This is a genomic window from Spirosoma sp., from assembly GCF_048594605.1.
In the GTDB taxonomy this organism is placed as follows: Bacteria; Bacteroidota; Bacteroidia; order Cytophagales; family Spirosomataceae; genus Spirosoma.
Genome location: NZ_JBMDWV010000418.1, coordinates 1 through 11,519 on the forward strand (window position 1 = coordinate 1; position 11,519 = coordinate 11,519).

At 46.8% G+C, this 11,519-nt stretch carries 9 protein-coding genes; 8 read left to right on the top strand and 1 reads right to left on the bottom strand.

All coding sequences use genetic code 11. From position 1 onward, the window contains the following. Both ACOJS8_RS26135 and ACOJS8_RS26140 read left to right on the top strand, forming a co-directional pair. Positions 1–231, top strand: a 231-nt coding sequence (locus ACOJS8_RS26135; protein WP_420151503.1) for a hypothetical protein, incomplete at its 5' end; no start/stop codon positions are given. Positions 232–481: 250 nt separating this feature from the next. Beyond that, entirely contained in the window at positions 482–1,141 is a 660-nt protein-coding gene (locus ACOJS8_RS26140; RefSeq protein WP_420151504.1) for a response regulator, read from the top strand. On the opposite strand, the gene ACOJS8_RS26145 is transcribed toward ACOJS8_RS26140, so the two are convergent. Continuing rightward, positions 1,107–2,993 carry a sensor histidine kinase gene (locus ACOJS8_RS26145; protein ID WP_420151505.1) on the bottom strand — a complete coding sequence of 629 codons (1,887 nt, stop codon included), beginning with the start codon at positions 2,991–2,993 and terminating at the stop codon, positions 1,107–1,109. The two genes, ACOJS8_RS26140 and ACOJS8_RS26145, sit on opposite strands and share 35 nt — an antisense overlap. 268 nt (positions 2,994–3,261) lie before the next feature. On the opposite strand from ACOJS8_RS26145, the gene ACOJS8_RS26150 reads away from it, so the two are divergent. From ACOJS8_RS26150 to ACOJS8_RS26175, 6 genes are all read left to right on the top strand, one after another. Continuing rightward, the gene (locus tag ACOJS8_RS26150; RefSeq protein WP_420151506.1) at positions 3,262–4,986 is read left to right on the top strand and encodes a CsgG/HfaB family protein; all 1,725 of its coding nucleotides are present in this window, start codon (positions 3,262–3,264) and stop codon (positions 4,984–4,986) included. A 103-nt stretch (positions 4,987–5,089) separates the two neighbouring features. Next, complete coding sequence (locus tag ACOJS8_RS26155; RefSeq protein WP_420151507.1) at positions 5,090–6,040, top strand: DUF5050 domain-containing protein; 951 nt, start codon at positions 5,090–5,092, stop codon at positions 6,038–6,040. A gap of 31 nt (positions 6,041–6,071) precedes the next feature. Then, positions 6,072–6,665 (top strand): porin family protein, encoded by a 594-nt coding sequence (locus tag ACOJS8_RS26160; RefSeq protein WP_420151508.1) that lies wholly within the window; start codon positions 6,072–6,074, stop codon positions 6,663–6,665. Between the two features lie 123 nt (positions 6,666–6,788). Next, positions 6,789–8,129, top strand: coding sequence for an OmpA family protein (locus ACOJS8_RS26165; RefSeq protein ID WP_420151509.1), 1,341 nt, complete (start codon positions 6,789–6,791; stop codon positions 8,127–8,129). A gap of 35 nt (positions 8,130–8,164) precedes the next feature. After that, positions 8,165–9,028, top strand: a complete 864-nt coding sequence (locus tag ACOJS8_RS26170; RefSeq protein ID WP_420151510.1) for a YfaP family protein — start codon at positions 8,165–8,167, stop codon at positions 9,026–9,028. 12 nt (positions 9,029–9,040) lie between these two features. Further along, positions 9,041–11,519: VWD domain-containing protein (locus tag ACOJS8_RS26175; protein ID WP_420151511.1), on the top strand; the 2,479-nt coding region annotated here is incomplete at its 3' end.

Sequence of the window (11,519 nt, forward strand, 5' to 3'; positions counted from 1 at the left end):
CCTAAACTGGCAGATGCTCAAATGGAAGTACTGGATCATCTATTCTATGAGGGTGAAATGAACTTCTTTGGGAAGTCAAAATATGGATGGCTTTATTATGCTTCTTGGTTTGGTACCGTAGGAAATGCCTTCAGTCGGCTGATTCGGATGCTTTGGAAGAGAAAAAATCGGCCCAGCACACCTGATAGTAAGCCTCGCCCAACTACGTCCGATTCAGTACCGAATAATTAATAAGTTGCTCTAAATCAGGACAACCGTAAGCCCTATATTAGACAAGTTTTATATTTGATAAGCTAAAATCGGTTTCAGAATCAGCAGAAATTCGGTTTTAGCTTATCAATTCGATAAATAGACGAGCTGATAGAAGCCTCAATGGTAACTCACCCTGTGTTTGTAGTCTGTTACTGGCTATTTATATTAATTTGCCGCTATTCGTCATTGCCGAACGTCTTACCTGTCTACTCCTGTTTCAACTTCCTCTATGACAAACGTTTTAATTCTTGATGATCATCCACTGATTGTGAATGGTATTGCTCATTATCTCCACGATAAAGATGACATTGATGTAGTGGGGAAAGCCTATAGTCTGACCGAAACAATGCAGTTATTACAGAAGCAGAATGTGGATGTCATCATCAGCGATATGCACCTTGAGGGCGAGCGGAGTGGCATTGATTTACTATTCCACGTCAAACAGAACTATCCCTATATCCGGGTGATTTTTTACACCATGGTCGAAAAAAGCAGTGAGGTTCGGGAGGCTGTTCTGGCGGGGGCAGAAGGCTATATACTCAAGCGATACGACGCTGATGAGGTCTATAAGGCCATACGAATCATCCAGGCCAACAAAATCTACTATAGCCCCGAACTTGTTCATATTCTGGTACGACTACCGGCATCTGCGGCTCAAAAAGATGAACAGCCTGAAGCGCTAAAAAGCTTAACGCCCCGCGAACTGGAAGTTATGACCTTAATCGCCTATGATACACCGATTGCCAAAATTGCCGAGAAATTGTCGCTTAGCGAATCGACGATTAACTCGCACCGGACTAATTTGATGCAAAAATTAGGGGTTCGTTCCAGCGTGGGTATCACGCATTTTGCCTTCAAATACGGGCTGATTGATCGGAATCTTCTGTGAGTGGAACATGAACTATGATACTGGTTCCTTTCTCGTTTAGCGTATCGAGATGAATACTTCCACCAATACGTTCGAGCCGATTCCGAATGTTTGTCCAGCCTCGTCCACCTTCCAGCTTGGATAAGAGAGTCAGCCCAATGCCATTATCCCGAATACTGATGGTCAGAATGCGGTTAACCGCTGCAAACCGAATACTGGCTTCGGTCGCTTCGGCGTGTTTGATAGTGTTATTAATCAACTCCACAATCACCAGGTAAAGCTGAAATTGAGTGCTGGGTTTCAGGCTGTCTTCAACACCGGATAGTAGTAGATAAAACTGGGCCTGACCGGATTGATTCAGGGTATGAATCAGTTCCTGTAAGGCTACCGAAATGCCCTTTTGCTGAAATTCATCGGGCAGCAGGTTATTTACAATCTTACGAACTTCGTCATACGTTTCCTGCACCATACGTTCGAGCTTTTCATACGTCAGGGTGATTCCGGCTTCGCTCTGTAATCCTCGCAGCGATTGCCGCAGGGTGAGTAATGAATTCCCGACATTATCATGAATTTCTGACGAAACCCGCTCCCGTTCTTCGGTGAGGCCGCGTAACTCGGCAGCATTTACCTTGTGTACCATCTCCTGCTGAAGCTGCGCCTTTTGTTTTTTCTCTAAACGCATGGTATCAGCTAAGCCAATGGTCAGAAAAATAAATTCCAGCACGGAGCCAAGATTGAGCGTGTAATGCACGAAAAAATCGTCTCCGGGTATAAACCCAGCCCGATTCAGGGAATGAATGAACCCGCCCACCACAAGGACAACGGCGGCAGCCCAGTAATAGCGGGCGGGCCGGTAGCCTAATTGCCAGGAGTAAGCACCGAGGAAACAGATAAATAAACCATTTACTGAGCCGACCAGTGTAATGATCAGGTTTCTGGATAGGTCCTGTATATTCATTAAGGTAAGTAGCCAGCCGGCTACACTAAAGCCAATCAGCCCATACAGAATGGTATTGAGTCGGGGCGCTATTCGCTTTAGATCAAGAACCGCACTGTAAAAAAGCAGAAAACTGCTGATCATCAGGGTGAAAAATGTAGGTAGTGAGTAATTGGTAAGCCAGGTATTACCCGACCAAAGGAAGCGTACACCCAGGCAGTAGCCGCGCGATAGCTCCCATAGTATATAAGCGCCCAGATATAAGGTTAATAGCTGTATATGACTGCGTTCCCGGATAAGCAGTAGTAAACTGAGGTGATACAGAAAAACGGATAATAAAATGCCGTAATAAATTCCCCATAGCAAACCAGAAACCTGCGCAGGTTGAACAAACGCATCTTCGCGCCAGATATAAAGCGGAAAGGTAGCCTGACCAAACGTCGATGAGAGCCGAATAAACACCGTTTGCTGATCGCCCGGATGGCTGGGCATATAGAAAACGTAGGTGTTGTAAGAAATTTCCCGGCTTCGGTGCCCTAATAACTCCCCCCCCTGCTTATGAATAACTTTACCCGTCTGTTTCGAGATGAAAAATAGGTCGATCTCCGAAAAATTGCCGAATCCAATTTCCAAAAGCCACGCCCGGTCGGTAAGGGTTTGATTTATGAGATCGAAACGTACCCAGTAATCATGGGTTGAGTAGCCCCGATTAGGTATTTCCTGAATATTTCGTATAAACTGAGAGCGATAAGGCTCCTGCATTACCTGGCTCAAGGTACGAAGCTGGTGAGTCGGATCGTCCAGAATATCCACGTATGGGCCAATCACATAGCGAGTCAGAGAGTCGGTCAGGCTAATTTGAGCCAACCCGTTATTACAGCCAAATATGAGCCATAAGGCGCTGTAAATTAATATTTTATTGATAATTCGACACATGGCAGTACCAGTTCATGGTGCGTATATTGGGCATTGCAAGTATCGAGTGTAGGAAACTATTGCAAAATAGTAGGCGCTGCGATTTATGCTTACTAATCTGCTAGTATCAGGTAGCAAATTTACCAGGTTTCGACTAGTGAAATTACTATTAAAATCATATCGGATGCCATTTCATGGGGTGGTCAAACACAGCAATTTTGCCGTATAGGTCCACGCTCTATGGCAGGCCTAAGAATAATACGTCCGCTTATCATCTTCTATACTGCTTATGAAACTTTATCATTACCAACTCATTGCTTTTTTGCTCTGGATTAGCCTGCTGGCAGTACCGAGGCAAGTATTTGCTCAGAAAACCCCTGAGATTACGCTCGAGAAAGTGGCTGAAAAATGCAAAGGACTCGCCCGTGACAAGCGCGTAGTTGTTAAAGTAGCCCGTTTTAGTGTGTCGACCAAATCGGCACAGGCTAATTCGACATTCGGCGATGAATTGGCAACGATGCTAACCTCGGCCATTCAGCAGACAAACTGCTTTCGGGTCATGGAAATGAATCGTAACGCAGGTGATGCAACAGGCGAAATGGCGTTTGCACAGGATGGCTTTACGGATGGTTCCGGCCCCGCAGCCGGTAAGATGGTCGGAGCGCAGTTGGTCGTGACGGGCGAAGTAACCGACTTCTCTGAAGGTAATAAGTCCACACAGGTTGGTGCCTTCAATTTTGGCGGAAACACCGCAACCCTTGGCTTTACCCTCAAATTACTAAATCCGCAAACGAGCGAACTGCTCTTTAGCCGAGATATTAACATGAAAGGTAATTCGTCTGGTTTTCGTGGAATGAATCTGGGTGGCGCTAACGGACTGAAAATTGGTGGCTCGACGGAAAATCGGGCCGTGCAGGATGCCGTACAGAAGGCTATCATCAGAGCCGTTGAAGTTATGGTCGATGCAAAAGACCAGATTGAGATGCCCGAACCCATGAAGCTGAAAGAAATTAAACGATATACGGCCCAAAATTGCCAGATGCTACGTAATGGTTCGCCAAAAGTGATTATTCTGGTAACAGAAGCAACGACCGCCGGTACGGCCCGCGACAACACAACGACCGATCTGAACCGACGTGAACGCGAGATAGAACTGAAGGAGCGGGAAGCTAATATCGGCGTAACCCGCGACATCGTACAAGGCATTTTTGGCCGTCGTCGGGAGGAACCGAAGAAGTCTGAAGAGATGACCAGCCGGCAAACAGGATCATCAGCGGTTTTTAAACCCGTAATTATCGAGCAATCGGCTACCGAAACTGAACTGATCCGGCAATTTGTGGAAGCGGGTTTTCGTGTCGTTGATCCGAAAATATACGGGAAGATGAGACAAATCGCCGACTCATCGGCTGATTTGGCAGCTATGGCCTCACTAGGCCTCAAAATGGGGGCTAATATCATTATTACCGGGCAGACAATTTCAGAACGTACCAATTCGCAGGGCGGCATGGTATCGTGCCGTGCCAGACTCGAAATTCGGGCCATTGCTACTGAAGATGGCTCAATTCTGGCCAGCAACGCTATAGCGGGCGGTGGCCTTGACGTCTCAGAAGCGGTTGCGAATAAAATCGCCATTCGTACAGCGTCCGAAAATATGACGCAGTATCTACTCGAACGGCTATGTGCCATGAATATGCAGTTCGCGAGTGTAGGCGGGGGCGTGAAAACGGCTGTACGTACTGCGGCTCCTGCTGCATCTGTGCCAGCCGCCAACGTAACAGACATCGCTGTCACGAACACAACTTATGCCAAGCTTTCGGTGTTAGCCGAGCTTTTAAAGAAAAACCCGAAGGTGAAGAGCGTTCAAAAATCGCTGAAGGGAAGTGCTGATGGTACGTTGCATATTGAACACCTCGGCTCGACGGATGAACTGGTTGATACACTTGGTAAAAATCCAACAGCTCAATTCGAAGTCACCAGTTTGGAGGAGAGTAAAGCGAGCCTGAAAATGAATTGATTATCTGTTATTAAAGATGCTTTCCGCTTTTACACACCATTAAAAGTCTACCGATTATCGGTAGCTTGATTCAGTTCTCACACCGTATTTGATTCAATTGACGATGAACATCAGACAAATCGTTCTTTACGCTACGTTCGGTTTAGTAACCGGAGCCGTACAAGCCCAGAAATCATCGATGGTAATGTCTCCCACGGGTAACGCCGAAGGCCTGATCCGAGAAACGACCGATGCCGGGCAGGAATTTTGCCCGCGTATCAGCCCCGATGGTAAATACATTCTGTACAACGGATTAGAGAAAACTACCTATTTCACACTTTCGGAAACAGGTACACTTACAACCAAAACGGATAAAAAGCTCCGTATAATCAAGAAAGTAATTGGTTCACCGGTTACCAACCCGCTCGTTACGGATGCTGCCTACCCAACCTGGATGGCGGATGGGTCAGGAATCCTTTTCGCTTACGTAAAGCCGGTTCGGTCAGTCATCGTTCGGTCCAGTTTGGCCGGAGTCGGTTTAAACTACATTTCGCAGGGCGAAATGGGCGAAGATGATGCCGAACCAGTTATCACACGGGATATGAATAAAATATACTTCACCACCCTGATGAGTGGAACGCGGATGATCTGCTCGATGGATGCAAAAGGCGGGAATTTCACTGTCCTAACCGAAGGCGGCCACATAACTCTAAATCCCAGCGATAACACGAAAATTATTTATAATGCCCGGGTTGGGAAGGTGGTGCAGGTATTTACGATGGACCTGAAAACGGGACAAAAAGCCCAGCTTACCAATGGCGATTACAACAACAAAGACGGTGCGTTTTCGACAGACGGCAAATACATTGCTTTTGTGAGCAACCGAGAAAATCCTAAAAAGCGGAACCATCACCTCTACGTCATGAAGATTGATGGGACGGACCTGATTCAGCTTACGCAGGGCGATACGGACGAAGGAGACCCCTGTTTCGGGCCCGACGGTACGGTATATTTCTATTCTAATGCAGATAAAAATTATAACATCTGGAAGGTAAAACCCCGCTACACGCGATAACTTCATTTTTCAACCACAACCAATCAATCCAATGAAAAAACTACTGCTTCTAACCGCACTAATGATTTGTATGCACGTAACGACTTACGCGCAGCTTCGCTTTGGTATAACAGGGGGCTTACAGTCGTCTAAGATGCACGCAAGCGCTTTAGGCCGGAGTATCAGCACTGGTAGTATATTCGGCGCTCATGTGGGTGGCGTTGCTGAGTACGCCATTAATGACAACATTTTTATCCGGCCTGAATTGCTACTCAGTTTTAAGGGAGGTACCGAAAATGACGGTGGTGATCTTTATAAACTGAGCCTGACTTATCTTGAACTGCCTATTCAAGGAATTTACAAGTACGAGATTGGTTCAGGAAAGCTGGTAGGCGGTATTGGGCCTTATCTGGGATTTTTACTTGGGGGGAAAGATGAAGATGGAGACCCTATTGCCGTTGGCGACGATATAAAAGGTTTTGATGCGGGACTTCGGTTGCTGGGCGGCTATGAACTGACGGACAAAAACCTGGGCATCAACCTGTTCTATAATACCGGATTAGCCAACGTTGTTCCTGGCTCGAGAGTATCAGTCAAAAACAGCACGATTGGTTTGTCAATCAGTTATTTTTTTGGTGAGCGATGACCAACAGGACCGTCGATAGCTACCACGGATACACTAGAGGTAGTAATTTCCCAATTACGCAGTCGTATCAAACATGTATGATTGTATACCCCTCATCTGGCATAATTTCATTCCCTTCTTATTATGCGTCTACTTATTATTTTCCTCTTTAGCCTTACACTGTGCCAAGTGGTTTGTGGTCAGGACCGTATCCTGACGACGGACAGCATATCAATCTCCTGCCGAATCGAATCGGTAACGAGTCAGCATGTTCGGTATACCAATCTTAGCACAAACCGGCTCGATTCATTACCAACGCTAAGTTTGCGCGAACTGGTTTATGCCGATTCGCGGAGGCTGCTGGTAGTACCCGCTTCGGAACGCGACCAGATGCGAACCGTAGCCTTCGCTGATTTTGAGAAAGCGCTGCGACGCGATCAGTACGTAACATTGCTACACACAAAAGCGATTAAATACGATCTGACCTTTCTGAATGGGAAGACGACCCTTACAACGGAAGGCCGCCGACAGGCACTTGCGCTGGCAGCGTTGCTGAAAACGAAACCTGCCAATCAGTATAGCATAGCGATTCACACCGATACACTTGGGAAAGCTATTACGAATAAGGAATTATCCGACCGAAGGGCTGTTGCACTACGTAATTTTCTGGTAGCCAACGGCCTCGATGGTCAGAAGCTTACGGTAGAAGGCAGGGGTGAGTCGGAAGAAGTGTCCCGCACCCAATCGCTGAACCGACGTATAGAGATGCAGGTTATATCTATTGATGGTGTAAAGGAACTCTACGGTGAAATCTACACGCCTAAAAGTCAAATGGTTTCTACCACTCCGACTCCAACACCCGTAACGGAAAATTCCTCACCAGCCGCGAACTCAAATCGTTACGTTACCTCATGGAAAACCGGAAAATTAGGTGCCGTAGTATATGCTGAAGGCTTATATGCTCTGGAATCAATGTCGAAAACGTGGGTAAATCCTGAGCAGGGTATTGGCATTTTACAGGGATTTGGTGGCGGACTAATGCTTAACTACTTCCTGACGGCCCGGTTTGCGCTTACGCTACAAGGGGGGTATGGACAGTGGGCTGTGCAGCGTCGGTACAGAACTGACGATGGCGAGGTCGTTTTTACAAACGACCAGTCGCTGAAACGGATACTGGCGCAGGTAGGCTTTCGACTCTACATGCTTCCGGCGGTTTATCTGCAACCCATGGGTGGCGGGCAATTCCTGACGCTGACCAGCCAGAATTCAGAAGCACATCCCGAAGGGACCTTACAGTCTGAAACCAAGAAGTTTATGCCCACATTCGGTGGTGCCCTTGGGTTTGAACTTGGGAAGAAGAGTATTCTGGTCGATATCGCTGCACAATACCAAATGACCCCGAATACCAACTTCGGCGTAGCTACTGAACCGCTGCACTACGCTGGCTTGCGCCTGGGCATCGGCTTTCGTCCCCGCACGCACTGACTCATCTGTTTTCTGACATCCAGCCACACAAGTTTATGTTAAACCGATTCTTTTTTCTGCTTCTGGCCTGCGCCCTTCTGGGGAGTTGCGAACGCAAAGTAGACATCGGCGGAGTCGTACCCATTGTCGACCCGAACGACCCGAATCAATTGACCCGCTACGTTATTATGCCTACAGGAACAACGCGGGTAACTGGTGCAACTCCTGCTTCGACGGGCGGTAGCCAGGCTCCCCAAATTTCAGGTGCCAACGGTGGGGTCGTAACAGCCAGCAATGGTGGCATAGCGGCCCTGGCTTTTCAGGTACCTACCGGCACAACTTCATTGGGGGGGTATTACGTACAGATTGTGGGAGCCGATGCCTACTTCAATGTGCCAGTCGCGTCGGGTGGTAACCCTAACGTGGCGTTGATTCCGATTCAATTGCCTGCGAATACAAAAGACGGGCAATTCTGCGTCAACGTCTGGGCATATGACCAAAGCGGTCGGGTCAGTGGGGTAACCAACCAGTGTGTGCAGGTGCTTCAATTGGGTACCGGCGATCTGCAGATCAACCTGACCTGGGACACAAATAGTACCGATGTCGATCTGCACGTACTCGACCCTAATGGTGAAGAGATTTATTACTCCCGCAAACGCTCATCAACCGGGGGTGAACTGGATCGCGACGATACGAATGGGTTTGGGCCTGAAAACATTTTCTGGCGTAACGAGCTACCGGACGGAAACTACAAAATCTGGGTAGAGTATTACAGTGGCCGCGTCAATACCAACTTTTACGTAACCGTCAATGCTGCGCGAACGGTGAAAGCTTATACGAGCCTACTGACTTCAACAGTAAGAAGAAAAGACGTTGTAACGGTTCGGAAACAGGGCAATTCATACACCTTCAGTAACTAATTCCACACCCACATGAAAGCAAATGTGTTTCGGTTTCTGTCGCTTGGTTTATTGCTGGCACTAAATTTTGAGCTGACTTCTTGCCGTAGAGCAATAGAATTGGAAGCACCAAAACCACCCATACCTGGGAAAGTGGAAGTGCGCGACAATGTTTATGTATTGGATAGTATATACAGCGATCAACTCATTAGTTTATCTCGGGATCAACTCTTGTTCAGACAAAACCCGACTGTGCGGGGTGGCCGAGTTGCTGCTTTTCTACAGGTGTCTCAGCTAAAAGGGGGGGATGTGTTGATTGGATACCCATCATCAGTTGCTCCTAATGGATTTTGGGCAAAAATTACCAACGTAATTCAGGAGAACACAAACATTAGAATCAGTTATACACGCCCTTCATTCCTCGACTTGTTTTTAAATATGGACACCGAATTTACACTTAATTGGGCAAGCGTTAAAGGGACGGGTGGGTTTGAATTTCCGGTAAAGAGACAGTTAACAGATAATACATCTGTAGAGGTGACTGGCACTGTCAATGGAGAGGTTAATTATGACTTGAAAACCGAGTTTCAAATGGTTATGGTGGATGGTATCTGGAAGCGTATTCGAATTGAGACATTTTTGACGAAAAACCAGAAAGCATTAATCGATGTCGAAGGAACTGTGGCTTACAGTGATAGCAAAAACATTGTTTGTCAAAATTTAACTCGTGTACCTATCAAATTAGGTCCATTACCCGTCTGGATCAGACCAGTGGCTCGGCTCGATTTAAAGGGTAAATTGGCCTTGTCAGGAAAAACAAGTCGAGAGACTATAGAAATTGATAACACAGCCTCATATAGAATTTCTTATGATGGTAACACCTGGTCAGACTCTACAACGAACAACGACAAACCAACAGGCCGTAGGTTAAACGCAGAAATCAAAGGAAAAGCAGAAGTTGGTGTTGAGGGAACCATTGAAGGCTATTTCTATCAGTTTTTTCCGGTCGATTGTCGCGATCAACAAGATTTACGATTATCCATAGGCTTAGGTCTAGAGGGCTATCTTGGCATTGAGGGGGTATGTCAACAACCCGATGGTTTATCTGTGCGTTCCTACATCGGCTTAAAAGAAAAATTGGGCCTCACTGCAAAATTATTTGATATTGAAGCGAATCCTTCAGCGTCTGCAAGCCTTGAAGCCGATTTGTTTAAATGGACAGGTGATCCAGCAAATAAATTATGTCCGAAAGATAGTACAAGCGTTCCTATAAATATTCCCAACGAAGTTGAAGAAGCATCTACGTCCGTTAGTACGGCCGACCCGCACATGACTACCTTCGACCGGGGCCGGTATGACTTTATGGCCGTCGGTGAATTTGTAGCGGCCAGGTCCATAACTGATAATTTTTTGGTTCAGGTACGGCAGGCTCCTTACCCGAACAGTACGCAGGTATCGGTTAATACGGGCGTAGCGATGCAAATGGGTAACAACCGAATTTGCATCTACCCAGGTCCGAGCCGGTTGTTCGTAAACAATCAGACTGTGCCGCTCACCTTTACCGAATATACACTCACCGGTGGTGGATCAATTCAGAATAACAACGGACGGCTGTCGATTTCCAACAGCAACGGCGACCGGGTGGAGGTCAAACTGCTGACCAGTGACCTGGATTATTTTATCACACCAGCCAAAAATCGGAAAGGCAAATTAGTAGGCTTGTTTGGAAATTACGATGGCAACCCGTCGAACGATCTTGTACAAGCTGACGGTAAAACAATTGCTAATCGATATCAGGATCTGTATCCCGCTTTTGCGGATAACTGGCGAGTTGTGCAGAGTCAGTCGTTGTTTGTCTATGACGCCGGTAAAAACACAGATTTCTATACCGATAAAAATTTTCCTCGTTCTGAAGTTCAACTGACTACTTCACAACGTACTGCCGCCGAGCAAGTCTGTCGGCAGGCAGGTGTTACGGACCCCGATGCACTGGAGGGATGTATTGTTGACGTAGCGCTGACAGGCAATCAAGCCTTTGCTGAGCGAGCCAAACAGAATGAAATTGTTTCAAATGCAAAAAATACGCTGTCGGTGTCGAATTTCAGCCAGTACCGTAACGAGTTCACGCTGAGTTCAGGAGCCGCAGTTAACGGTTCAAACGTCGCACTAAGCAGCAAAGGCATTATTCGCTGGAATGATGCCTACCTCAACCGAGAAGGCTATGAGACCGAAATTGTTCTGGCCGTTAATGCACCCAGTCCGTGCTTTCCTCTCTTTGATATTGACGTATTGGATACTCAAACGATTGGCACCCAGAGTTTTATTCGATTCTCAACTAATAGTGGCCGAACCCAAATTGAGCTGGTTAATTCAAGTGCCCAGCCCCAAATCCATCCAGTTAACTTTTTCGACGGAAATCGCCATCGTGTTCGGATTGTAGCCGCTAAAAATGTAAGTGGTAGTCAGACACGAGTTCGATTAGTGGTATATATCGACAATTACGAAGGTGTGA

Bases quoted from the DNA above. Each gene is read 5' to 3' on its own strand.
- ACOJS8_RS26140 (WP_420151504.1), top strand. From the start codon at position 482: ATGACAAACGTTTTAATTCTTGATGATCATCCACTGATTGTGAATGGT.
- ACOJS8_RS26145 (WP_420151505.1), bottom strand. From the start codon at position 2,993: ATGTGTCGAATTATCAATAAAATATTAATTTACAGCGCCTTATGGCTC.
- ACOJS8_RS26150 (WP_420151506.1), top strand. From the start codon at position 3,262: ATGAAACTTTATCATTACCAACTCATTGCTTTTTTGCTCTGGATTAGC.
- ACOJS8_RS26155 (WP_420151507.1), top strand. From the start codon at position 5,090: ATGAACATCAGACAAATCGTTCTTTACGCTACGTTCGGTTTAGTAACC.
- ACOJS8_RS26160 (WP_420151508.1), top strand. From the start codon at position 6,072: ATGAAAAAACTACTGCTTCTAACCGCACTAATGATTTGTATGCACGTA.
- ACOJS8_RS26165 (WP_420151509.1), top strand. From the start codon at position 6,789: ATGCGTCTACTTATTATTTTCCTCTTTAGCCTTACACTGTGCCAAGTG.
- ACOJS8_RS26170 (WP_420151510.1), top strand. From the start codon at position 8,165: ATGTTAAACCGATTCTTTTTTCTGCTTCTGGCCTGCGCCCTTCTGGGG.